Source organism: Megasphaera hexanoica (genome assembly GCF_043520715.1).
Taxonomy (GTDB): Bacteria; Bacillota; Negativicutes; order Veillonellales; family Megasphaeraceae; genus Megasphaera; species Megasphaera hexanoica.
Genome location: NZ_CP171361.1, coordinates 180257 through 206382, shown reverse-complemented (window position 1 = coordinate 206382; position 26126 = coordinate 180257). Strand labels below are relative to the sequence as shown.

Sequence of the window (26126 nt, the reverse complement as noted above, 5' to 3'; positions counted from 1 at the left end):
TTCTGACGATTCTTAGGTCGGCATTCTGGCAGAGTATGAAGCATTGTTTAGTTTTGAGAGGCCATCCTCTCAGACGTACCTTGACAACTGTATAGAAAACGAAGAAACACCTCTTTTTTGAAAAGAAAAGAGACTTAACGAACCTTAGAAAAAAAGAGCAAGTCAAGTAAGTAAGGGCGTACGGCGGATGCCTTGGCTATATCAGCCGAAGAAGGACGCGATAAGCTGCGATAAGCTGCGGTGAGGTGCAAGTAACCTTTGACCCGCAGATGTCCGAATGGGGAAACCCGGCGTGAGGAGTCACGTCATCCTCTTAAGAGGAAGGGCACCCGGTGAACTGAAACATCTAAGTAGCCGGAGGAAAAGGAATCAAAAGAGATACCCTGAGTAGCGGCGAGCGAAAGGGGCAGAGCCCAAACCGGGATGGGAAACCAATCCGGGGTTGCGGACTGCGGAAAACTGCACGAGCGAAGCAGAATGAGCTGGGAAGCTCAGCCAGAGAGAGTGAGAGCCTCGTAAGCGCAAGCAGATGCAGGGAGCAGGATCCAGAGTACCACGAGACACGAGGAACCTTGTGGGAAGCAGGGGGGACCACCCTCCAAGGCGAAACACTGATATAGACCGATAGCGCATAGTACCGTGAGGGAAAGGTGAAAAGAACCCCGGGAGGGGAATGAAAGAGAACCTGAAACCGTATGTCTACAAGCAGTCGGAGCACTATATACGTGCGACGGCGTGCCTATTGAAGAATGAACCGGCGAGTTACTTCGTCCAGCGAGGTTAAGCAGGAAATGCGGAGCCGCAGCGAAAGCGAGTCTGAAGAGGGCGATGAGTTGGAGGGAGTAGACCCGAAACCACAGTGATCTACCCATGTCCAGGTTGAAGCACAGGTAAAAATGTGTGGAGGACCGAACCAGTGAGCGTTGAAAAGCTTTTGGATGAGATGTGGGTAGGGGTGAAATGCCAATCGAACGTGGAGATAGCTGGTTCTCCCCGAAATAGCTTTAGGGCTAGCCTCATGGAGAGAGTACAGGCGGTAGAGCACTGAACAGGGTAGGGGCCTATCCGGCTACTGAACCTAATCAAACTGCGAATGGCTGTACTTATACATGGGAGTCAGACTGCGAGTAATAAGACCCGTAGTCAAGAGGGAAACAGCCCAGACCAACAGCTAAGGTCCCCAATGCCGTACTAAGTGGTGAAGGATGTGGAATTTCGAAAACAACCAGGATGTTGGCTCAGAAGCAGCCACCATTAAAAGAGTGCGTAATAGCTCACTGGTCGAGAGACTCTGCGCCGAAGATGACCGGGGCTGAAGTACGGAACCGAAGCTTTGGCATGTATGTAGATACATGGGTAGGGGAGCGTTCCTGCATGGGAGAAGCGGTACCGGAAGGAGCCGTGGACAGGCAGGAAGAGAGAATGCCGGTATGAGTAGCGAAAAGGAAGGTGAGAATCCTTTCCACCGAAAGCCTAAGGGTTCCTGGGCAACGCTCGTCGACCCAGGGTAAGTCGGGACCTAATCCGAGGCGGAGACGCGTAGGAGATGGACAACAGGTTGAGATTCCTGTACTGCAGCCGTTTGTTTGAGCGACGGAGTGACGCAAGAAGGAAAGCGCGCGTGCGACTGGAAGAGCACGTCCAAGCAGGTAGGTCGGGAGACAGGCAAATCCGTCTTCCATAAGGCCGAGATGTGATGGGGAGCTTCTGGAGACAGAAGCGAAGGGGCCGGCACTATATTGCCAAGAAAAGCTTCTAGTGAGAACGGCAGCACCCGTACCGAAACCGACACAGGTAGGCAGGAAGAGAATTCTAAGGTGCGCGGGACAACCCTCGTTAAGGAACTCGGCAAAATATATCCGTAACTTCGGGAAAAGGATAGCCTGTAGTCAGTGAAGTGCAGAAGCGCACGGAGCTAAGGCAGGCGGCAGAAGAGAGGCCCAAGCGACTGTTTACCACAAACACAGGCGTCTGCTAAAGGGAAACCTGACGTATAGATGCTGACACCTGCCCGGTGCTGGAAGGTTAAGAGGACTTGTTAGCGCAAGCGAAGCAGAGAATTGAAGCCCCAGTAAACGGCGGCCGTAACTATAACGGTCCTAAGGTAGCGAAATTCCTTGTCGGGTAAGTTCCGACCCGCACGAAAGGTGTAACGATTTGGGCACTGTCTCAACGAGGGACCCGGTGAAATTGAAGTACCTGTGAAGATGCAGGTTACCCGCGACTGGACAGAAAGACCCCATGGAGCTTTACTGTAACCTGAGATTGAATTCTGGTAGGAGATGTACAGGATAGTTGGGAGGCGGAGAAGCGAGTACGCCAGTATTCGCGGAGCCGATGGTGGGATACCAACCTTGTTTTATTGGAATTCTAACGAGAAGCGTAACGAGCTTGCGGACAGTCTCAGGCGGGCAGTTTGACTGGGGCGGTCGCCTCCGAAAGAGCAACGGAGGCGCCCAAAGGTTCCCTCAGTGCGGACGGAAACCGCACGAAGAGTGCAAAGGCAGAAGGGAGCTTGACTGCGAGACGGACAGGTCGAGCAGGGACGAAAGTCGGGCTTAGTGATCCGGTGGCATAGAGTGGAATAGCCATCGCTCAACGGATAAAAGCTACCCTGGGGATAACAGGCTTATCTCTCCCAAGAGTCCATATCGACGGGGAGGTTTGGCACCTCGATGTCGGCTCATCACATCCTGGGGCTGAAGTAGGTCCCAAGGGTTGGGCTGTTCGCCCATTAAAGTGGTACGCGAGCTGGGTTCAGAACGTCGTGAGACAGTTCGGTCCCTATCCATCGCGGGCGGAAGAAACTTGAAAGGGGCTGCTCCTAGTACGAGAGGACCGGAGTGGACCGACCAATGGTGTACCAGTCATGACGCCAGTTGTGCAGCTGGGTAGCTACGTCGGGGACGGATAAACGCTGAAAGCATCTAAGCGTGAAACCAGCCTAGAGATGAGGTTTCTCATTACGCAAGTAAGTAAGGTCCCACAGAGACGATGTGGTAGATAGGCCGGGAGTGGAAGTACAGTGATGTACGGAGCGGACCGGTACTAATAGACCGAGGACTTGACTTAAAAGGTAAGGTAAGGAATACGTTTTCTATACAGTTGTCAGGGCACGGCCCTGACAAGAGAATTCAGTGGCGATAGCTGCGGGGATCCACCTGTTCCCATGCCGAACACAGCAGTTAAGCCCGCAAACGCCGAAAGTACTTGGGGGGAAGCCCCCTGGGAGGATAGGAAGCCGCTGATTAGGGAAAAAAGCACTAGCTTATGCTAGTGCTTTTTTTTTGTGGTTCGTGATTAGTGGGAAGTGAAGAAAACAGGACACCAGTCCAATACGGCTGGTGTCCTGTTCATTAGATGGCTGCCTGTGAACTGCTGGCTGCTGCCCTTTCCGGCCTGAGGCCTTTCTCCTACTAGCCGCTGGCTGCTGAATGCTAACGGCTACCCTTTCTGCGGCTATGCTAATTCGTATTTATAGTTTCTTTGATATCGTATCATCCATACCTGATCCTGCTCGTCAAAGAGGACGGTCAGATAATAATCTGGATATACTTTATCGGACAGAAGATAAGCATGGCCGATTTCCTTTAATTCATACATAAATGAAAACGCAGGCCTGAGTGCTGGGAGAACTGTATTTTTTTTATCTCCTATTTTTATGCCATAAAAGGAATGAGGAAGGGAATCTTCTGCACTGATGATTATTTCTTCCTTTTCCTGTCGCTCGGCATAGACATCGCGACACCATACCTGGTCCTGGGCTGTCGTGGCGGCTTGGGATGATACACAGACTATACATAGGATCATCAGGGAAAATAACATGCGTAGTATAGGATGACATTGTTTCATGGCAGGATACTCCTTTTCATATGGATTTTATCAGATATATAGAGCATTCCCCTTATATTCGTCATAGTTCCTGTTAATCTTTTACTACGTATAGTATACCATGAACAGCAGGGCTTATATTCTTTTGTATTCAAAATACATATGTAAAACGGTTACCCTTTTCTTGTCAGTCCCATGCATATGTGGTATAAATGAATAGGTAACTAAAAAAGGGGAGTTGATTTTACATGGGTATGAGTGTTGCTGCTAATCATGCAAAAGGTAAGTTTGCTGCTGATGCTATTATGGCCGCTGCGGCACGTTGCACAGAAGATGTCAAGAAAAATGGGGCTGATGCTGTTATAAACGGTACGATTGGTTCCATTATTGATGAAAATGGCGATCTCGTCGTACTGCAGATTGTAAAGGATACATTGAAACAACTGACACCAAATCAGATTGTAGCCTATGCACCGATTCCGGGCTTCCCGGAATATCTCGATGCGGCTATCGACCAGTGCTTCTGTGATTCCCGCCCGGAAGGGTATATCCGCGCTATTGCCACACCTGGCGGCTCCGGCGCTATCCATACGGCAGTTCACAACTATTCTGAACCGGGTGATGAAGTACTCACGACAGATTGGTGTTGGGGAGCATACCGCAATATTATCCGTGACGACAACCGCGTCCTCCGCGAATTTGAACTGCTGACGGATGATGGAAAATTCAATATGAAGAGTTTTTCTGAAAATCTGCAGGACCTCGTCAATAAACAGCATAATACAGTCATTATCCTTAATTCTCCTGCCAATAATCCTACAGGATTCGGACTGAATCTGGATGAATGGGATGCCGTCCTTTCTTTTATTAAATCAGCTGTCGAAGGAAAAGATAAAAACATTATCCTCGTTTCCGATGTAGCGTATCTCGACTACAGTGGGGAAAAACAGGAATGCCGCCGTTTCTTCAAAAAGTTTGGGAATCTGCCGGCTAATATCCTTCCTATCGTCGCATATACCTGTTCTAAGGGCTTTACCCTGTATGGCCAGCGTATGGGTGCGATGATCGGAATCACCTCCAGTGAAGACGTAGCTGATGAATTTACGGCTATTAATAAGTACACCGCCCGTGCTACCTGGTCCAATCCGACCAGCTCTGCTATGTGGACGATGATAGAAATTACGAAAGATCCGGAAAAAGTAGCCCGCCTCGATGCAGAACGGGCACAGTATTTCCAGATGATTAAAGAACGGGCAGACATATTTATGAAAGAAGCGGCTGACTGTGGTCTGAAAATTCTGCCATATCTGTCAGGTTTCTTCATTACTATTCCCATGATTGGTTCGGATAAGGTATGTGCCGCCCTTGAAAAAGAACATATTTACCTTGTTCCGCTGAAAAAAGGTATCCGCCTGGCCGTCTGCTCTGTATCCAAAAAGAAGATTGCCGGTCTGGCAGCCAAGGTAAAGGCGGCCGTCGATGCAGCTGGCATTGTGCAGTAATCGTTTGCTGTATAGGGGAGGGATATCCTATGTTTGAAACAATCGGCATTATCGGGACAGGGAATATGGGACGGGCCATTGCTATGGGGCTGGTCCGGTCCGGCCTGATCGAAGGGAAACAGCTCATATTGTACAATATCCATACGGAAAAGGCCCAGCGCCTGGCTGATGAAACCGGTGCCGCTGTCGTTGATTCGGCTGCCGGATTAGTGCAGCAGTCCCAGGCGGTCATCCTGGCGGTCAAGCCGTTTATCATGCCCGGTGTCCTGAAGGACATTTATCAGGCTGTAACACCGGACAAAGTGATGATTTCCATCGCTGCCGGCCTTACCCTGCAGCGCCTGGCTGATGCCATGCCGGCAGGAACAAAAATCGTCCGCGTCATGCCAAACACGCCTTCTATGGTAGGAGAAGGTATGGCGGCCCTTTGTTTTAATGAAGCTGTAACAGATGATGAAAAGGATGATTCCGTCGCTATTTTCCGCAGTTTCGGCAAGGCCGAAGTCGTGGAAGAACGGCTTATCGATGCTGTCTGTGGCCTGAGCGGGAGTGGTCCGGCTTTTGTGTATATGTTCATTGAAGCGCTGGCTGATGCCGGGGTGCGGGAAGGAATGTTCCGGCCTATGGCATATACTTTTGCCGCGCAGACTGTTCTGGGAGCGGCAAAGATGGTCCTTGAAACAGGGGAACATCCGGGCAAGCTGAAAGATGATGTCTGCTCTCCCGGCGGTACGACTATCGAAGCTGTACGCGTTCTGGAAGAAAGTGGGTTCCGTGCTGCGGCGATGAATGCCGTTATTGCGTCTGCTGAAAAAAACAAGAACTTGTAGTTAAAGTTAAACGTTAACACCATATATAGAACAACCGGTTTACAAAATGTGTTTTGTAAACCGGTTATTTTTATGTTATATACCTAAATGGAATAACGCATAATTCCATTTAGGTATTATAAAAAATCATAGCATGTATGTGAATTGTTGAACGACATTAATAATATTAAAAAAAATATATAATAAATTAAATTAATAAAACAATCATGCAGAATTATCAATTTAGGCATTGATACGTTGTGAAATACATATAGATTATATGTATAAATGTAATTTACTTACCTGCGTCTCCGTTGTATAATTAAATCATGAGATTGACTCCGGAGATAATCACAAAAGAACTGGTCTTATTCATGATTCTGGCTATGAATGAGCCACCTGCCTGTTAGGGGCATGAAACATGGTGTTTGATGAAAGGGTGGTTTGAATGGTTCTGCTTGCTTTGCTCCCGATACTATTTCTGATTGTAGCATTGGGATTTTTGAAGATGGCTGGGTGGAAAGCGTGCCCGATTGCGGCAATCATTGCATTTGTCATTGCTGTCTTTGCCTTTGATATGCCTGTGGGCATTGCTGTTTCTGCGGCACTGGAAGGGGTAGCCCTGGCGGTGTGGCCGATTTTACTTGTCATCATTATGGCTTTATTTGCTTATAAACTGACAGTTGCTACAGGCAGTTTTGATACAATTAAGCAGATGCTGACTACGGTTAGTGAAGATAAACGTGTGCTGTTTCTGCTCATTGCCTGGGGCTTTGGGACTTTCATGGAAGGGATGGCCGGATTTGGTACGGCCGTAGCTATCCCGGCGGCTATGCTGGTTGCTCTGGGATATCCGCCCATACGGACGATCATTGCCTGCCTTATTTCTAATGCCGTAGCACCATCTTTTGGCTCTATTGGCATTCCGACATCGACAATGGCTGCTATAACCGGCATCGATGCCGTCACGCTGGCAACGAACGTTTCGGTTGTATCCTTTATTCCCGATCTGATTGCCCCGTTTTTAATGGTCATCTGCATCGGTGGCGGGGTGAAAGCCCTGAAAGGTGTCGGCATTATCACACTGCTTTCCGGCCTGGCACTGGCAATCCCTGAATTGCTGATTTCTATGACTATCGGGGCAGAGCTCCCGGTCATGGTGTCCTCTGTAATTATCATGGCGGTCATCGTACTGTATTCCCGGGCCGTCAAGATCGATGATCCCGACTATAAACTGGATGTAAAGACAGAAGATATCCAGCCTGTTTCCTTCGGCGAAGGTGTCCGGGCGGCAATGATTTTCATTTTGATTTTCGTGCTCCTCGTGTTTACATCCAAACTCATTCCGTTCATCAACGGTCCGTTGGCTTCCATCAAGACATCTGTTCCTATCTATGCCGGTGCTGGTGCCAAACCGTATACATTCGTCTGGGTGGCAACGCCAGGTATCATGATTTTGATTGCGTCTATCATTGGTGGTAAAATCCAGGGGGCTTCTTTTGGAAAGATATGGAGCGTATTTGTTGATAACTTTGTCGGCCTGAGATATACATTCCTGACGATTATCACTGTCGTTATCGTAGCCAAGGTCATGACGTATTCCGGTATGACTAAGGAGATTGCCGATGCTTTGGTCTTTGCGACAGGCAATGCATATCCTGTATTTGCTCCCTTTGTGGGTGCTATCGGTGCTTTCATTACCGGATCCTGCACCAATGCCAACGTACTATTCGGACCGCTCCAGACTTCTGTTGCGTCCACTCTGAGCATGAGCCCGGCATGGATGGCCGGTGCCAGCTCACTTGGTGGTTGTATAGGCAAGATGCTGTCACCCCAGAGCATTGCTCTCGGCGTCGGTGCTGTCGGAGCTCTGGCAGAAGGAAAAGAAGGGGAAATTATGCGCGGGACAGCCGGCTACTGCCTGTGTCTGCTGGTCATTGCCGGTATCCTGACATTTATCATCCCCAGTTTCCTGACTTTGTAATGTAATTAGTGGCTATGCACCGGTTTTCTGCCGGTTTTATACAACATGTAAAGTGTTTTGTATTTAGAGGAGGAATTTTATTATGGCTAAAGGTATTGTTACACCGGAACTTATTGAACAGTTAAAGGCTATCGTTGGTGAAAAGTATGTATATACCGATAAAGACAAACTGGAACCGTATTCCCATGACGAAGTAACGGATCCTCATTATATGAAAGAACCGCAGGTCGTCGTCCTGCCGGCTAATACGGAAGAAGTAGCCAAAGTCGTAAAGCTCTGCTATGACAACGACACGGTCATGGTTCCCCGTGCCGCTGGTACAGGCCTGGCTGCCGGTGCTGTCGCCACATTCGGCGGTGTCATCATCTCTATCGAACGGATGAACAAAATCCTTGAAATCGATAAACAGAACATGGTATGCGTCACAGAACCGGGCGTTACGACGGCTGTCTTGCAGGAAGAAGTACAAAAAGAAGGCCTGTTTTATGGCGGCGACCCCTGCAGCGGGGACTCCTGCTTCATCGGCGGTAACGTAGCAACCAATGCCGGCGGCAACCGGGCCGTTAAATACGGTGTAACCCGTGACCAGGTCATGGGCATTGAAGTCGTTACCCCGCAGGGCGAAGTAGTCACACTGGGCGGTAAATTCCGTAAAAATGCAACGGGTTATATGCTCATGCACCTCTATATCGGTTCTGAAGGGACGCTGGGCATCATTACCAAGATTTATCTGAAACTCGTTTCCCTGCCTAAATATCAGGCTGACCTGCTGCTCATATTCGACAATCTCGACGATGCTATCGCCCTGACACCGAAAGTCATGAATGCCGGTATTACTCCGGTCTGCGTAGAATTCATGGACAATGCCTCTATTAAACAGGTAGAAGTATTCCTCGATGAAAAACTGCCTCATTCTGACAATGGTAACTATATCATCATTCAGATTGCCGGTGACAATGAAGACGTTCTCGATGAACAGACAGAAAAAATTGTTGAAATTGCAGAAGAAAATAAAGCCATCGACTCCCTCGTCGCTGACCCGAAAGTTATCTGGAAATCCCGTAAAGCATATCTGGAAGCCGACCGTGCCCGCAGCCTCGTATTCTCCATGGAAGATATCGTCGTTCCTATGACGGAAATCCCCGGTGCTGTACAGCAGATTTCCCGCCTTTCCGAAAAATACGATGTCGCTATGCACTGCGCCGGCCACTGCGGCGATGGCAACGTCCATATTGATATTCTGAAAGATGACCGCACCCAGGAAGAATGGGAAGAAATGCTGCCGAAGATCCAGGGCGAAATCTACGCTCTCGTATACAGCCTGGGCGGCCGCCTCTCCGGTGAACACGGCATTGGCTATAAACGGGAAGCTCTCCTTGAAAAATACACGAACCCTGTAGAAGTCAAACTGATGAAAGCCGTGAAGAAAGCACTGGATCCGAAGAATATCATGAATCCGGGCAAAGTAATCAGCATTAACGACGAAGTTCCTGTAGAAGAATAATCATACCGTCTGCCGGTACAGCCGAAAAAGATGCAGAATTCTTTGAATGTATCGTCTGAAATCTGATACTCTGTTGATGTAAAGAGGCTGTTCTTGTAGTGACAGCCTCTTTGCTGTACCGGGCAGAATATGTGGTAAGGCGTCATGTTTCGTTCATAACACAGAAAGGCTGGGATATATATGCAGAAATTTTCCATCCCTTTTGGTAAGGGACATATTCATTTTGAACTGCCTGATGAACAAGTAGCAGGTGTACTGCTTTCGCATGCCCATGAATATAAAGCGCCCAAATCAGAAGAAGAACTCGTTGCGGATGCACTGGCTAATCCGATTGGCAGTCCTCGTCTGAGCGAACTGGCCAAAGGGAAAAAGACGTGTACCATTATTTCCAGTGACCATACCCGTCCGGTACCGAGCCATGTCATCATGCCACAGCTGCTGGCAGAATTGCGCAAGGGCAATCCGGATATTGATATAACCATTCTGGTTGCAACAGGGATGCATCGTCCGACTACTCATGAAGAACTGGTTGCCAAATACGGAAAAGAAATCGCTGAAAAGGAAAAGTTCATCATTCACGTCAGCCGTAATGACGCTGATATGGTCAGCATCGGTACGCTGCCTTCCGGTGGAGAATGCCTGATTAATAAGGCGGCCGTTAATACGGATCTCCTGATTTCAGAAGGATTCATCGAACCGCATTTCTTTGCCGGCATGTCCGGTGGCCGGAAATCCGTTCTGCCAGGTATTGCCAGCAAGATTACAGTTCTGGCTAACCACTGCTCGGAATTCATTAACAGCCCCTATGCCCGTACAGGCATCCTCGAAGGCAATCCCATCCATAAAGATATGCTTTATGCAGCCAAAGCGGCTAAACTGGCATTTATCTGCAACGTCGTCATCGATGCCGATAAAAAAGTCATCGCCGCTTTTGCCGGTGACCGGGAACAGGCCCATTATAAAGGGGTAGAATTTGAAATGAAACTGGCCGGTGTCAAACCGGTTCCGGCTGATATTGTCGTAACGACGAATGGCGGCTATCCTCTCGATCAGAATATCTACCAGTCTGTCAAAGGCATGACGGCTGCAGAAGCAACCTGTAAAGATGGTGGTGTCATTATCGATTGCTCCAGCTGCAGTGATGGACATGGCGGCGAAGATTTCTTTAACACGTTGAAACAGGCCGATGATCTGCAGAAGGCCATGGATGAAATCCTGGCCCGTGATCGGAATGAAACGATCTTTGACCAGTGGGAATCGCAGATACTATTGCGTTTATTGCTCCATTTTGATATCATAATGGTAACTGATGCCCCTAAAGATATGGTAGAAGCTATGCATCTGAAATATGCGGCGAATATTGACGAAGCCTTTGCTATGGCGAAGAAGCTTCTGGCGGCAAAAGGTGTGGCTGACCCGAAAGTTACGGTCATTCCCGATGGCGTGTCGGTTATTGTCAAGTAACAATAGAATGACATAAACACAGCGGTGTGTACAATGATTTGTACACACCGCTTTTTAAATACTATGTATTGCTTGCTACTGTATTGTTATTTCTTGATGAAAAATGAATCACCGCTCTTATTGCCCATGCCAGGATGGATATCAAAGCGGACGACGCCGATTGAGGCCTTGCCGGCAACGGCCTGCTTGATCATGGCCGTCCCTTCTACGCCGAAGCCACCGCATAATTCAATGGCACCTACTCCGTTTTCTACCAGTTTTTTTGCTTCTTTGACGGCTTCTTCATAGGATTTGACACCGACTACGGTCAGGTCGAGACCGGGTCCAGGGATGACGGCTTTCTGCTTTTCCGGATCATTTCCCGGGGCAATATACATGAATGCTGCCTGATAACTCATACCATATCGTCTCCTTTTCATATTGATAGGTATATCATACGAAAGAGAAAGAAGAAATGCAAGATGCATCGGTCATAAAAGAAAGGCGGTGAGAGATGAAAAATATTTTGAATAATTGACAAAAATTTAGTTTGTAGATATGATAAAAATATAACCACTACTTGTTACTATCATATCATTAAGGAGGGATTTGTATGAGTGGATCTATTATTGTAGCCGCCGTTGTCATCGCATACATGGCATTTATGCTTTTCATCGGCTGGTATTCTAAACACATGATTTCCGGCAATGCGGACTTCATGGTTGCCGGCCGCCGTCTGGGACCCATTCTGATGGCAGGGACGCTGGCTGCCACGGAAATCGGTGGTGGCAGTTCGCTGGGCGTTGTCCAGCAGGGCATGGGAAAATACGGTATCAGCGCGGCCTGGTATGTCATTGCCATGGGTTTCGCCTTTGTCATCCTGACTTTCCTGGCTCCAAAATTCCGGGCATCGACAGTCAAGACCGTACCGGAATATTTCCGCCGCCGCTATGGCCGGCTTCCGGGCATCATTACGGCTATCGTCATGTTTCTGCCCCTTATTGGCCTGACGGCAGGGCAAATGATTGCATCAGCCGTCATTCTCTCGACGATGATGGGTATCAGCTTTAAAGTCTCCGTCATCGCTATTTGTGTCATCGTTACGATTTATTCTGTCATGGGAGGTCTCTGGTCTGTTACGCTTACCGATTTTGTACAGGTCTTTTTCATCGTATTTGGTATGGCCGTAGCTCTTCCTTACGCTCTCAATCTGGCAGGAGGATGGGATAATGTCGTGGCCAATGTACCGGCAGAATCACTGGATCTTTTTTCCGGTTACAGTGTCATCGATGTCATTGCCCTGACTGTCATGTATATTACTACCTTTACGGTAGGACAAGAAGCAGTATCACGGTATTATGCAGCCCGTGATGGTCGGACTGCCCAGAAAGGGTCTGTCATGGCTGCTATCATCAATTTCATCTATGGATTTATTCCGGCGACTCTGGGCGTCATCGTATTGGCTCTCATTAATATGGGCATCTTTGATGCGACTCAGTTCCAAAGTGTCGGTTCACGCTATGCCCTGCCGGTTCTGGCCGTAGCGGCTATGCCGCCTCTCGTTTGTGGCATCCTCTTTGCTGGTGTCATTTCGGCAACGATGTCTAGTGCCAGTTCGGACCTTCTGGGAGCCGGATCTATTTTTGCCAATGATATTTATCGCCAGTACATTAAAACGGAAGCGACCGATGAAGAGGTTATGAAAGTTGCCAAGATTGTCATGGTCCTGGCAGGATTGCTTTCCCTGCTCGTTGCATTATTCAATACATCGAGCATTATTACGATTCTTATGTTTTCCTTCTCGCTCCGTGCAGCCGGTGCTTTCTTCCCATATGTCATCGGTTTATACTGGAAAGGCGCATCTCTTGCAGGGACGATGGCATCACTTATTGCCGGTACGATTGTCGTCGTGTATCTGGAACAGTTTACCCACGGTGTCATTTTTGGTATTAAGTTCGGCCAGCCTATCCTGCCGGGTCTGGTTGTGAGCTTCATAGCATTTATCATTTTCTCCAAATTGATGCCGCCGAAAGAAAAAACGACAGAACTGGCTTATGATGAACACGAATCCTGATTCGGCTATAAAGTAGTTCTTTTTCGGTTTTATGCGATTTTACTTTGCTTTTACGGAGCAGAATATGGTATAGTAAATTAAGGTGATAATGAAAATTTGTCATGACTGAAAAACAAATTTTTGCTCGTGTATATTAGGAAACGGAGTCGTTGACCGATGAAAGAAAATATGCTTACTTTTTTGAAACAATTAGCCCGGGGTATTGCACAGCAGTTCGGGCCCAGCTGTGAAGTCGTCGTCCATGACCTCAGTGGGGACAATGCGGAACATTCCATTGTTGCCATTGAAAATGGGCATGTTACGCACCGGAAAGTAGGAGATGGTCCGTCTATGGCTGTTCTGGAGGCATTGAGCGGCAAACCGGAAAAACTGCACACCGATGGCAGTTACCTGACAAAGACAAAGGATGGGCGTATCCTGAAATCGACGACTATTTACATCCGTGATGAACAGCAGAAAATCATCGGTATTTTTTCTCTCAATTTTGATATTACTGAATTGATGATGGTCAGCAATGCCATTAACCCGCTGGTATCTATTACGTCGCAGAAGGGTGAAACGGGCAGTATTCCGCACAATGTAACGGAACTTCTGCAGGAACTTATTGAAGAATCGACCCGTCAGGTAGGAAAACCTGTGCCGCTCATGACGCGCGATGATAAAATCCGGGCGATTAAATTCCTCAATGACCATGGAGCCCTGCTGATTACCAAAGCGGGGGATAAAATTTCCAAATACTTTGGCATCTCCAAGTATACGCTGTACAGTTATATTGACAGCAGTAATGATGATGATGCACCCGTTTAGGGACAGAAAGGGGGCTGTCACATGCCGTACGGTATGCGACAGCCCCCTTTGGGCATGATACATGTCATTAGTTCTGATGAGTCGCTGGAAGTGCCAGAAGACGATTGATGGTATAGATTGCCTGGATGGCCAGACGGGCGGCCCGCCCTGTTTTTTGCACTAATGTATTCATATAAATCATCCTTATCTAAAATAGTATTACTGTAATGCATATAATAATACGTATCTTTTAGATATTTGTCAAGATAAATACAAAAATATTTTTTAGTTTTTATATAAAATATTGACAAAAAGTTAGATTATGCGTACCATAACAAAGAAGAAAGGGGAATATCCCCTGGCTGCATTGATAACATAAAGGAGGAATGTGGCGTGGAAACCATATCTTGTGAAGAAGTCCGGAAACTGTGTCAGGCACTGATCCGCCAGCCAAGCTTGTCCGGACAGGAAAAAGGCGCTAGTCTCGTACTGCAGACGTATATGAAAGAGCAAGGTGTATTTGATACGATTCAGGTAGATGACTATGGGAATACGCTGGCTTCTATCAAGGGAGACCGGCCGGGACCAGTCGTACTCTTTGATGGCCATATCGACACGGTTCCCGTTGAAGATGAAACAACCTGGACCTACCCTCCCTTTGCCGGAGATATACATGGAAACCGTCTGTATGGTCGTGGTGCCAGCGATATGAAAGGCGCACTGGCCGCCATGACGGTCGGGGCAGTACGGTTTGCCAGACAGACAAAAAAGAAGTTTGCCGGTACCCTGTATATCGCTGCCGTCGTTCATGAAGAATGCTTTGAAGGCGTCGCAGCCCGCGCCATCAGTCAGGCCATCCGTCCCGACTATGTCATCATCGGAGAAGCTTCCGGCCTCGATCTTAAAGTAGGCCAGCGCGGGCGGGCTGAAATTGTCCTTGAATCAAAAGGGAAGTCTTGTCATTCTGCCAATCCGGAAAAAGGCGTCAATGCCGTATACAAAATGTGTAAGGCTATTGCATGTCTGCAGCAGGTACCGGCTCCCGTTCATCCCGTACTGGGAAAAGGAATCCTGGAATTGACCGATATCAAATCTTCACCTTATCCCGGGGCTTCGGTCGTTCCCGATTACTGCCGGGCTACGTACGACCGTCGTCTGCTGACAGGGGAAACAAAGGAATCCGTCCTGGCACCGCTGAAACAGGCACTCCACACCTTGATGGAACAAGATGGAGAGGCGTCTTACCGCCTGTCCTATGCCGTAGGCAGAGAACGGTGCTATACTGGTGCAGATATAGAAGGAGAACGTTTTTTCCCGGGCTGGCTGTACGATAAACAGGCTGACTTTGTTCAGGCAGCAGCTGACGCGATGAAACAGGCCGGATTCACACCGGCTATCCGCCAGTATAACTTTTGCACCAATGGCAGCCACTATGCCGGTGAAGCCCACATTCCCACAATCGGACTGGGACCCAGCCGGGAAGACCTGGCTCATACAGTAGATGAATACATAGAACTTTCCCAGCTTACCGGCGCTGTTACCTGCTATGTGGCAGTAATGGGGGCCCTGTTGCAGGAACGGTTCCTGCCAGGTAAAGGGGGTGCATGTGTATGAGTATTCTCATTCAAAATGGGACTATTGTAGATGGTACGGGAACGGAACGGTATAAAGCGGATGTTCTCATCGATGGGGACCGTATCGGGGCAATCGGTCACATCGAACCGTCTGAAGGAATGTCCTGTGTTGATGCATCGGGGTGTATCGTAGCGCCAGGATTCATTGATACCCACAGCCACAGTGATATCGAAGTACTGCAGGACAGCCGCGTCCTGCCAAAGGTCATGCAGGGGGTAACGACAGAAATCCTGGGACAGGATGGCATATCCGTAGCCCCCCTGCCAGAAACTTACATTGCGACGTGGCGCCATAACCTGGCCGGTATCGGTGAGGATTCAGACCGCATAGACTGGCATTACCATACGACAGCCGGGTATCTGAACCGGATACGGGCTGCGCGGCCGGGAATCAACGAATGCTATCTCGTACCACACGGCAATATCCGGATGGAAGCGATGGGACTTGAAAACCGGCAGCCATCAGATGCAGAATTGCAGAAGATGGCCGATATCACTCGGAGAGAAATGGAAGGCGGCGCTGTAGGTCTGTCTTCTGGTCTCATTTACCTTCCCTGCGTCTATGGCGGGAAAGAAGAACTCATCGCCATGTGCCGGGTCGTGGCAGAGTACCAGGGATGCTTTGTCGTCCATCAGCGGAGCGAGGCTGATACGATTGTCGCCTCTATGAAAGAAATCATCGACATTGCCCGTCAGTCTGGCGTCCATCTTCATATTTCCCATTTTAAAGTCTGTGGCCGGAAAAACTGGCAGTATATCCCCCAGGTACTCCGCCTTCTCGATGAAGCTGAAGCCGAGGGGATAAATATCAGTTTTGACCAGACGCCTTATACGGCAGGCAGTACGATGATGAGCGCCATTCTGCCGCCGTGGGTCATGGAAGGCGGTACCGATTGCGTACTCCGGCGCCTCTCTGATCGGACGCTGCGGCAGAAAATGATTGCTGACATCCAGAAGGGTATTCCCGGCTGGGATGACTTCATCGATTTTGCCGGTCCCGACCAGATTTATGTTTCCAGCGTCGGGAGCGAAAGAAATCAGGATGCCGTCGGCCTCAATCTCATTGAACTGGGAGAAAAACGGGGAAAAGATCCGTATAACGCAGTCTTTGATTTACTGTATGAAGAAAAAAATGATGTACGGATGATTGATTTTTATTGTCAGGAAAATCACGTATTGCAGTTCATGAAACGGCCGGAAATGAATCTGAGTACAGACGGGCTGTATGGCAGTCATCCTCATCCACGCCTGTATGGTGCGTTTCCCTATGTGCTGCGTAAATATGTAAGGGAAAATCCGGTCTTTTCGCTGGAAGAAGCAATACACAAGATGACAGGAAAAGCGGCATCGGCATTCCGCCTGCGTGACCGGGGCGTGCTGGCCGCTGGAAAGGCAGCAGACCTGATAATTTTTAAGGACGGCACTATTCGGGACAGGGCGACCTTTACTGAACCTGTCCAATTTCCGGAAGGCATAGAACAGGTCTATGTAAATGGCGCATTGACTGTGGACCACGGTACTCATACGGATGCCCGGTCAGGCCGGGTCTTGATAAAAAATCATGGATACATTGTCTAAATGCGACAAAAAAATATATTTAACCTAAAAAAAATTTAGCTAACATCTTGCAAAAATGGAAAATCATGATATACTTCTAAGTATACAAAAACTTTTTGATGAGCAAAAATATTTTTAGTAAAAGAAATGGGCTTTCAGGAACAGATAGCACGACAAGGAGGATGAATACCATGGCAGATACCATGAAATGGGTCATGAACCACATGCCCAAGACGGAAGATAAAAATCTTCCCATTATGTCCGTTGAAGAAGTCAAAAAAGCACGGACCTTTCATCAGAGCTTTCCCCAGTATAAGGAAACGCCGCTGACGAAACTTCCTAAGATGGCTGCATATTTCGGCCTCGGTTCTCTTTTCGTCAAAGATGAATCGTACCGTTTCGGCCTCAACGCATTCAAAGTATTGGGCGGGTCCTATTCCATGGCAAAATATATTGCCAAAGAAACGGGAAAAGATGTATCGGAACTGCCCTACGATGTACTGACATCAGATAAGCTCCACGATGAATTTGGCACGGCCACGTTCTTTACGGCAACAGACGGAAATCACGGCCGGGGCGTAGCCTGGGCAGCGAATAAACTGCGTCAGAACGCTGTCGTACATATGCCGAAGGGGACGACACAGACCCGGTTGGAAAATATCAGGAAACTCGGTGCCAAAGTCGATATCCTTGATCTCAATTACGACGACTGTGTACGTCAGGCTGCAAAAGAAGCATCCGAAACGCCGCGGGGCGTCATCGTACAGGATACGGCATGGGACGGATATGAAGAAATCCCTTCGTGGATCATGCAGGGTTATGGCACGATGGCCATGGAAGCTGCCCAGCAGTTAAATGAACAGGGAATAGACCGGCCGACCCACGTATTCGTCCAGGCTGGTGTCGGTTCGCTGGCCGGTGCTGTCGTCGGATTCTTCTCCAACCTCTATAAAGATAATCCGCCCGTATTCGTCGTCGTCGAAGCCGAAGCAGCGGCCTGCCTTTACAAAGGTGCCGCAGCCGGTGATGGCAAACCGCGCATCGTCGATGGGGACATGCAGACCATTATGGCAGGGCTTGCCTGCGGGGAACCCAATACTATTTCCTGGGATATCCTCAAGAATCACGTCAAGATGTTCGTTGCAGCGCCTGACTGGGTGGCAGCCCAGGGGATGCGCATGCTGGGAGCCCCGATTAAAGGCGATCCGGCCATCACATCCGGTGAGTCCGGCGCAGCTCCCTTTGGAGCTTTGTCGGTTCTCATGACCAGCGATGACTGTGCCGATGTCCGCAAAGAACTGGGACTGGATGAAACAGCCAATGTCCTGGTCTTCTCCACCGAAGGTGATACGGATCCACAGCGGTATAAAAACATTGTCTGGAAAGGCCTCGATAAATAACGAGTGAAACATAGTATACAGGATAGTACCTATATTTTCATGAAAAGGAGCAGTACAACATGGCACTGGATTACAGCAAAATCAAAGAAGCCGCAAAGGGCTACGAAAAAAACATGACAAAATTCTTACGGGAAATCGTACAGTATCCCGGTGAAAGCTGCGATGAAAAAGCTCATATCGACCGGATAGCACAGGAAATGCGGGCTCTTGATTTCGATAAAGTAGAAATCGACCCCATGGGCAATGTCCTCGGTTACATGGGCAGCGGCAAGACACTCATCGCATTTGATGCCCATATCGATACGGTAGGCATTGGCAACAAGGACAACTGGGAATTTGATCCGTACAAGGGTTTTGAAACGGAAACGGAAATCGGTGGCCGTGGTACATCTGACCAGTGCGGTGGTATTGTATCGGCTGTCTATGGCGCCCGTATCATGAAAGACCTGGGTCTCCTGTCTGATAAATACACCGTTCTCGTTACCGGTACTGTACAGGAAGAAGACTGCGATGGTCTCTGCTGGCAGTATATCATCAAAGAAGACGGCGTCCGCCCGGAATTTGTCGTATCGACTGAACCGACAGATGGCGGCATTTATCGCGGTCAGCGGGGCCGTATGGAAATCCGCATCGATGTCCAGGGCGTATCCTGCCACGGCAGCGCTCCTGAACGAGGTGATAATGCTATCTATAAGATGGCCGATATCCTTCAGGACGTACGGGCTCTCAACGAAAACGACGCCGCTGATGGCACGGAAATCAAAGGGCTGGTCAAAATGCTCGATAAAAAATACAATCCTGAATACGAAGAAGCTAATTTCCTCGGCCGTGGCACTGTTACGTGCTCCCAGATTTTCTACACATCGCCAAGCCGCTGTGCTGTTGCTGACTCCTGCGCCGTATCGCTGGACCGCCGTATGACCGCTGGTGAAACATGGCAGAGCTGCCTCGATGAAATCCGGGCACTGCCCAGCGTCAAAAAATACGGTGATGATGTCAAAGTCAGCATGTATGAATACTCCCGCCCGAGCTATACGGGCCTGACTTATCCTATTGAATGCTATTTCCCGACCTGGGTCATCCCTAAAGACCACAAGGTGACCAAAGCCATGGAAGAAGCCTATACGAACCTCTTCGGCACGACGCGTATCGGCTCGGCTGAAACGGAAGCAGAACGGAAAGCACGCCCACTGACCGATAAATGGACCTTCTCGACGAACGGTGTCACCATTATGGGCCGCAACGGCATCCCCGTCATCGGCTTCGGCCCTGGCGCAGAAGCACAGGCTCATGCGCCTAATGAAAAGACATGGAAACAGGATCTCGTCACTTGCGCCGCTCTTTATGCAGCCCTTCCCAGTGTCTACACCAAAGACTAATTGATGTATACTATACAGTGTCTATTATTATAGTATTTGCCAAAAGGAGAGTATCACTATGGAAAAGAACTTGCAGTATTATTTAGACCAGCTTAAAGCCCTCAATTTCAAGGATATGTATGAAAACGACTTTTTCCTCACCTGGAACAAGACCGATGACGAACTGAAAGCCGTCTGGGTCCTTGCCGACGCGCTCCGCTATATGCGTCAGCACAATATTTCTACCCGCGTGTTTGAAAGTGGCCTGGGAATCTCCATTTTCCGGGACAACTCGACCCGTACCCGCTTCTCCTTTGCATCGGCCTGCAACCTCCTTGGCCTGCAGGTACAGGATCTGGATGAAAAGAAGAGCCAGATTGCCCATGGCGAAACCGTCCGCGAAACGGCTAATATGATTTCCTTCATGGCCGATGTCATCGGTATCCGTGATGATATGTATATCGGCAAAGGCCATGCATATCAGGAAGAAGTCGTCAAATCCGTTACCCAGGGGTATAAAGACGGCATCCTCGAACAGAAACCGACGCTGGTCAACCTCCAGTGTGATATCGATCATCCGACGCAGTGCATGGCAGATGCTGCCCACATCATCAATACCTTTGGCGGTATCCAGAATCTGAAAGGCAAGAAAATTGCCATGACCTGGGCCTACTCTCCGTCCTATGGCAAACCTCTTTCGGTACCGCAGGGTGTCATCGGCCTCATGACCCGTCTCGGCATGGACGTCGTGCTGGCTCATCCGGAAGGTTATGAAGTCATGCCGGAAGTAGAAGAAGTGGCTAAGAAAAATGCCCAGGCTTCTGGCGGTTCGTTCCGTGTAACCAATGACATGGCCGACGCATTCAAAGATGCCGATGTCGTATATCCCAAGAGCTGGGCTCCTTTCAAAGCCATGGAAAAACGGACGAAACTCTATGCCGATGGAGATCAGGCCGGTATCGATGCCCTGGAAAAAGAACTGCTGGCCCAGAATGCACAGCATAAAGACTGGTGCTGCACGGAAGACCTCATGAAGACGACCAAAGACGGCAAGGCCCTCTATCTGCACTGCCTGCCTGCCGATATCAACGGCGTCAGCTGCAAAGATGGGGAAGTCGAAGCGTCCGTATTCGACCGTTATCGCGATCCTCTTTACAAAGAAGCCAGTTACAAACCGTACATCATTGCCGCTATGATTATGCTTGCCAAATTCCAGAATCCTGTAGAAACGTTGGAAGCACTGGCAAAACGCAATACGCCGAGAAAAATGAAATAAGCCTGTTTGTTGCTTTGTGAGCCTGATGAGGTGCCGATCCATCCGGGACCGGCACCTCATCTGTCTTTTCAGGCTGTCCTATTGGGCATCAGGCGTAAAGCGAAGTGTACAAATTCCGCTTCAGGCCTGAGGCCCCATAGGAAGTGAAGAATATACCGGTGTGATACTTTTATATATAAAGGAAGGAACGATATGGAACAGAAAAAGAAACGGATCGTCATCGCCCTGGGCGGCAATGCCCTGGGAAATACGCTCCCCGAACAGATGAAGGCTGTCAAGATTACAGCCAAGGCAATCGTCGATCTTATTGAAGAAAACTGTGAAGTCATTGTATCTCATGGCAATGGCCCGCAGGTCGGGATGATCAATAATGCCATGGCAGCACTCAGTCGTGAAAACCCGGCCCAGCCCAATACGCCGCTGTCAGTCTGTGTCGCCATGAGCCAGGCTTATATTGGCTATGACCTGCAGAATGCCTTACGGGAAGAATTACATAACCGGGGAATCAAAGATATTCCGGTTGCTACTATGGTGACTCAGGTACGGGTTGACGAAAAGGATCCGGCCTTTGAGCATCCATCCAAACCGATTGGTCATTTTATGACAAAAGAACAGGCTGATTTCGCAGAACAACATTACGGTTATATCATGAAAGAAGACGCCGGCCGCGGCTACCGCCGCGTCGTTGCCTCTCCCCAGCCACAGGAAATCATTGAAATTGGGGCAATCCGGACTCTCGTCGAATCGGGGCAGGTCGTCATTGCCTGTGGTGGTGGCGGGATTCCTGTCATGTGCCGGGGAAATCACCTGAAAGGTGCCAGCGCCGTCATCGATAAAGATTTTGCCAGTGAACTTATGGCAGAAAATCTTGATGCCGATTATCTGATTATCCTCACAGCCGTTGAAAAAGTGGCAATCCAATTTGGAAAACCGGACGAACAATGGCTGGACGATCTGACGACAACCGATGCGCGCCGCTATATACAGGAAGGCCAGTTTGCTCCTGGTTCCATGCTGCCCAAAGTACAAGCGGCTGTCCGTTTTGCCGAATCCAAACCAGGTCGTACGGCCCTTATCACTCTTTTGGAAAAGGCAAAAGACGGCATCCTTGGAAAAACGGGTACGCATATCCATATGGGATAAGGAGGGCGGACTATCATGCCAGAACCGGACTCTAAAAAGCGTGCACTCGCCTTATTCGAACTCAACGGCAGGCCGCCTTTCCGCGTTGCTCTGCCTATTGCCCTGCAGCATGTCATTGCCATGATTGTCGGTTGTGTCACGCCGGCCATTATCATTGCCGGTGTCGCTCATTTGTCGCCGGCAGACAGTGTCATTCTGATTCAGGCGTCCCTTATTGCGGCAGCTATTGGCACAGCATTGCAGTTATTTCCCATCGGACCGCGCAGCGGGATTCATCTGGGAGCGGGACTGCCTGTCATCTTTGGCGTCAGTTTCGCCTACGTACCGAGTATGCAGGCTATTACAGAAGAATTTGGTATTGCTGCTATCTTCGGTGCACAGGTCGTCGGTGGCTTGGTCGCAATTCTGGTGGGGCTTTGCATCCGCCGGATCCGCCATTTCTTTCCTCCTCTCGTAGCCGGAACGGTCGTTTTTACAGTCGGACTCTCATTATATCCTATCGCTATTAATTATATGGCCGGCGGAATCGGACAACCGACCTATGGCCAATGGCAGAACTGGGTCGTGGCCTTGTTTACGCTGGGCGTCGTCACCTTTTTCACCCATTTCGGCAAAGGAAGCCTGAAGCTGGCATCCATTCTCGTCGGTATGGGATCCGGGTACATCCTTTCTCTCGTACTGGGCATGGTAGATTTTACCAACGTAGCCAACGCCGGTTATTTTGAGGTGCCGCGGATCATGCACTTCGGCATCGAATTTGATGTGTCAGCCATCGTCGCTATCGCCATCCTGTTCGTCATCAATTCTATCCAGGCTATCGGTGACTTTTCGGCAACTACATCGGGGGCCATGAACCGCCTGCCAGAAACGCAGGAACTGCACGGCGCATTGCTGGGGCTGGGCGCGACGAACATCCTGGGGGCCTTCTTTGGGTTCCTGCCTACGTCTACCTATGGACAGAATGTCGGCATCGTTACGACGACGCGGGTCATCAATCGTCACGTCCTGGGCATGGCAGCCTTCATTATTCTCATTGCCGGCCTTTTCCCGAAATTTTCTGCGCTCCTGACGACGATTCCCTATGCAGTCCTCGGCGGGGCGACCGTATCTGTATTTGCCTCTATTGCCATGACCGGTATCAAACTGGCCCTTTCAGAAGGGACCAGTCCGCGCAATACGGCTATTATCGGACTAGCCGTGGCTATGGGAATGGGCCTTTCGGCAGCGCCGGCCACATTAGCGCTGTTCCCGGCCTGGGTGACGACGATTTTTGGCAAGGCTCCTGTCGTAGCGGCATCCCTTATAGCTATTACGCTCAATCTCCTCATACCTAAAGAAATCAAATAAGAAAAGACAAAGGTGTCCCGTTATGGTTCCGGCCGCAAAGGGGCACTTTTTGACCGTGTAAACTGATGCGGTTGTGGTATAATAAAACTATCTTGATGGTGTGAAGGTGATACGGTGTTTCAGGAAACGTATGATGCCTCAGCAAAAAGTGCGGCAGCCAAGGTACGGTTTTTAAAAGACAATCCTATAGGATACGTGATGGCTTCCCTTCTGGGCGGAGCCTATTTGGGATTTGGTATATTGCTGACCTATACGATCAGCGGTTTTTTGGGAGACTGTCCGGCACGGCATATCATTATGGGAGCATCTTTTGGCGTTGCCCTGAGCCTGGTCATCATTTGCGGAGCAGAAATGTTTACGGGAAATGCCTTTGTCCTGTACAATGGCCTGAGGCGTAAATTGATTTCTATTAAAGATGTCCTTTGCCTCTGGGCGGTCTGTTACGGCGGGAACTGGCTGGGAGCGGTTATATTATCCCTGCTGTTTTATGGTGCCGGTTATGATACGGGCACGACGGCGGAGGCGATTACCGAAGCAGCAGTCATGAAAATGAGCCTGCCGCCGCTGGAGCTTTTTTTCCGGGGCATCCTCTGCAATATCCTCGTCTGCCTGGCCATCTGGAGCAGTTTCCGCTGTCATTCCGATGCAGGTAAATTGATTATGACGTTTTGGTGCCTGTACGTATTTTATACACTGGGGTTTGAACACTGTATTGCCAACATGACTGTCATGACGCTGGCGATGCTGCTGCCGGCTGCGCCGGATATTACCCTGGCCGGATACGGGTATAATCTATTCTGGGTGACACTGGGAAATATAGCCGGGGCGGTTTTCTTTTTGTCTATTCCCTACGGATGGGCCGCCTATGGCAGAAAATATCAATAATATCATTGCACGGCACTGGCGCCGGACTATCGCTCCGTCCAGGCCGTGCTTTTTTATGCCCTAAATGCATGATTTCGTGTGAATTATACAGATTACTAAATAAATGTTAGATAATCTAAAAAATATTTGACACACATACAAATAAAATGCTAATATGTTTTTAGATACGGGAACGGCAAATGTACTATTATAAAAATGCATATAGAATACAAGAGCTGTCCGGATAAAGGGATGCCGGGCAGCCGGAATGGAGGATACGATATGTTACTTCTTGGAAATGGTACGGTTGTGACGCGTACGAAAGAACGTGGACTGATTCATGATGGAGCCGTAGTTATGGACGGCGGTATCATCTGTGATATCGGACCGCTGCCGGCGATGCGGCAGAAGTATGAACAGGCTGACTATATAGATGCCCATGGCGGACTGATCATGCCGGCTTTTATCAATGCCCATGAGCACATTTACAGTGCCATGGCCCGCGGCCTGGCTATCAATGGATATGCGCCCAGGGGATTCCTCGACATTCTCGATGGTCTCTGGTGGAATATCGACCGGCATCTGACCAATGACCTGACCTGGCTGAGTGCCGTAGAAACGTATATGGAATGCATCAAAAACGGCGTGACGACGATTTTTGACCACCACGCCAGTTATGGTGAAATCAAGGACAGTCTGTTTACGATTGGCGATGCAGCACGGAAGATGGGCGTCCGCTCCTGCCTGTGCTATGAAATTTCCGACCGGGACGGCAGGGACAAGGCAAAAGAAGCGGTGCTGGAAAATGAAGCCTGGATCCGGTATGCCCAGAAAGATACGACAGACATGCTCGCCGGCATGATGGGAATGCATGCCCAGTTCACCATCAGTGACGAGACGATGGAACTGGCAGCAAATCATAAACCATCCGGGGCAGGATACCATATCCACGTGGCAGAAGGTATTGAAGATTTGCAGGACTGCCTGAAAAAATATGGCAAACGCATTGTGGACCGGCTCTATGACTGGGATGTCCTGGGACCGCACAGCCTGCTGGGGCATTGCATTTATATCAATCCTCATGAAATGGACCTTCTGAAATATACGGATACGATGGTGGTGCACAATCCCGAATCTAACATGGGAAATGCCTGCGGATGCCCGCCGACGATGGAACTGGTACATCGCGGCGTCCTGACCGGTCTGGGTACGGATGGGTACACTCACGATATGATTGAATCGTACAAAGTGGCTAATGTACTGCACAAACATCATCTTTGTGATGCCAATGCAGCCTGGACAGAAGTGCCACAGATGTTGTTTGAAAACAATCCGAAAATCGCATCCCGGTATTTTAAACGGCCTCTTGGCGTCTTACAAGAAGGCGCGGCGGCCGATGCCATTGTCGTCGATTACATACCGCCGACACCGCTTACGGCAGACAATGTCAACAGTCACATCCTCTTTGGGATGAACGGCCGCCATGTCGTGACGACCATAGCTAGTGGCAGAGTCCTCATGAAGGACAGAGAGTTACTCGTTTGTGATGAACAGGAAATGATGGATAAAATCCGCACGGGGGCAGCTGAACTTGCCCGGCGGATCAATGGATGA

Annotated in this window: 18 protein-coding genes and 2 rRNA genes; 18 read left to right on the top strand and 2 right to left on the bottom strand. The window is 49.2% G+C overall.

The annotated features are described in order from the left end of the window. Window positions 1–160: 160 nt before the first annotated feature. Window positions 161–3072 (top strand): 23S ribosomal RNA (locus ACGTIC_RS00965). A gap of 61 nt (window positions 3073–3133) precedes the next feature. Beyond that, window positions 3134–3250 (top strand): 5S ribosomal RNA (rrf, locus tag ACGTIC_RS00960). A gap of 209 nt (window positions 3251–3459) precedes the next feature. On the opposite strand, the gene ACGTIC_RS00955 is transcribed toward rrf, so the two are convergent. Next, window positions 3460–3852, bottom strand: a complete 393-nt coding sequence (locus ACGTIC_RS00955; protein WP_113856470.1) for a hypothetical protein — start codon at window positions 3850–3852, stop codon at window positions 3460–3462. A 227-nt stretch (window positions 3853–4079) separates the two neighbouring features. Between ACGTIC_RS00955 and ACGTIC_RS00950 the strand changes: the two genes are divergently transcribed. The 5 genes from ACGTIC_RS00950 to larA all read left to right on the top strand — a co-directional run bounded on the left by ACGTIC_RS00950 (window position 4080) and on the right by larA (window position 11094). Beyond that, window positions 4080–5333 (top strand): pyridoxal phosphate-dependent aminotransferase, encoded by a 1254-nt coding sequence (locus ACGTIC_RS00950; protein WP_059076409.1) that lies wholly within the window; start codon window positions 4080–4082, stop codon window positions 5331–5333. A gap of 29 nt (window positions 5334–5362) precedes the next feature. Continuing rightward, complete coding sequence (proC, locus tag ACGTIC_RS00945; protein ID WP_075581680.1) at window positions 5363–6163, top strand: pyrroline-5-carboxylate reductase; 801 nt, start codon at window positions 5363–5365, stop codon at window positions 6161–6163. Window positions 6164–6590: 427 nt separating this feature from the next. Next, the gene (locus tag ACGTIC_RS00940) at window positions 6591–8126 is read left to right on the top strand and encodes an L-lactate permease (RefSeq protein ID WP_113856469.1); all 1536 of its coding nucleotides are present in this window, start codon (window positions 6591–6593) and stop codon (window positions 8124–8126) included. An 82-nt stretch (window positions 8127–8208) separates the two neighbouring features. Continuing rightward, on the top strand, window positions 8209–9630 hold the full coding sequence (locus ACGTIC_RS00935) for an FAD-binding oxidoreductase (RefSeq protein WP_075581678.1): 1422 nt from the start codon (window positions 8209–8211) through the stop codon (window positions 9628–9630). A gap of 180 nt (window positions 9631–9810) precedes the next feature. Beyond that, complete coding sequence (gene larA / locus ACGTIC_RS00930) at window positions 9811–11094, top strand: nickel-dependent lactate racemase (protein ID WP_113856468.1); 1284 nt, start codon at window positions 9811–9813, stop codon at window positions 11092–11094. Window positions 11095–11180: 86 nt separating this feature from the next. On the opposite strand, the gene ACGTIC_RS00925 is transcribed toward larA, so the two are convergent. Next, window positions 11181–11492: a DUF6506 family protein gene (locus ACGTIC_RS00925; protein ID WP_059076414.1), complete on the bottom strand. Its 312-nt coding sequence runs from the start codon at window positions 11490–11492 to the stop codon at window positions 11181–11183. A 194-nt stretch (window positions 11493–11686) separates the two neighbouring features. Here ACGTIC_RS00925 and ACGTIC_RS00920 point away from each other — a divergent pair, with 194 nt between their 5' ends. The 11 genes from ACGTIC_RS00920 to ssnA all read left to right on the top strand — a co-directional run bounded on the left by ACGTIC_RS00920 (window position 11687) and on the right by ssnA (window position 26126). Continuing rightward, window positions 11687–13147 carry a sodium:solute symporter gene (locus ACGTIC_RS00920; RefSeq protein ID WP_059076415.1) on the top strand — a complete coding sequence of 487 codons (1461 nt, stop codon included), beginning with the start codon at window positions 11687–11689 and terminating at the stop codon, window positions 13145–13147. Window positions 13148–13303: 156 nt separating this feature from the next. Continuing rightward, window positions 13304–13954: a transcriptional regulator gene (locus ACGTIC_RS00915; RefSeq protein ID WP_059076416.1), complete on the top strand. Its 651-nt coding sequence runs from the start codon at window positions 13304–13306 to the stop codon at window positions 13952–13954. A gap of 372 nt (window positions 13955–14326) precedes the next feature. After that, window positions 14327–15547: a YgeY family selenium metabolism-linked hydrolase gene (locus ACGTIC_RS00910; RefSeq protein WP_113856467.1), complete on the top strand. Its 1221-nt coding sequence runs from the start codon at window positions 14327–14329 to the stop codon at window positions 15545–15547. Next, a complete protein-coding gene (locus ACGTIC_RS00905; protein ID WP_113856466.1) occupies window positions 15544–17145 on the top strand; it encodes an amidohydrolase family protein in 1602 nt (533 codons plus the stop codon). The genes ACGTIC_RS00910 and ACGTIC_RS00905 overlap by 4 nt, the downstream gene beginning before the upstream one ends. A 170-nt stretch (window positions 17146–17315) precedes the next feature. Next, entirely contained in the window at window positions 17316–18524 is a 1209-nt protein-coding gene (dpaL, locus tag ACGTIC_RS00900; RefSeq protein ID WP_059076418.1) for a diaminopropionate ammonia-lyase, read from the top strand. Between the two features lie 65 nt (window positions 18525–18589). Then, on the top strand, window positions 18590–19903 hold the full coding sequence (locus tag ACGTIC_RS00895; protein WP_307788826.1) for a YgeY family selenium metabolism-linked hydrolase: 1314 nt from the start codon (window positions 18590–18592) through the stop codon (window positions 19901–19903). A gap of 58 nt (window positions 19904–19961) precedes the next feature. After that, on the top strand, window positions 19962–21158 hold the full coding sequence (gene ygeW, locus ACGTIC_RS00890; protein ID WP_113856464.1) for a knotted carbamoyltransferase YgeW: 1197 nt from the start codon (window positions 19962–19964) through the stop codon (window positions 21156–21158). 192 nt (window positions 21159–21350) lie between these two features. Beyond that, window positions 21351–22301: a carbamate kinase gene (arcC, locus tag ACGTIC_RS00885; RefSeq protein WP_059076421.1), complete on the top strand. Its 951-nt coding sequence runs from the start codon at window positions 21351–21353 to the stop codon at window positions 22299–22301. 15 nt (window positions 22302–22316) lie between these two features. Further along, entirely contained in the window at window positions 22317–23648 is a 1332-nt protein-coding gene (locus tag ACGTIC_RS00880) for a uracil-xanthine permease family protein (protein WP_113856463.1), read from the top strand. A 114-nt stretch (window positions 23649–23762) separates the two neighbouring features. Next, window positions 23763–24533, top strand: a complete 771-nt coding sequence (locus ACGTIC_RS00875; RefSeq protein ID WP_113856462.1) for a formate/nitrite transporter family protein — start codon at window positions 23763–23765, stop codon at window positions 24531–24533. 261 nt (window positions 24534–24794) lie between these two features. Next, window positions 24795–26126 (top strand): putative aminohydrolase SsnA, encoded by a 1332-nt coding sequence (gene ssnA, locus ACGTIC_RS00870; RefSeq protein ID WP_113856461.1) that lies wholly within the window; start codon window positions 24795–24797, stop codon window positions 26124–26126.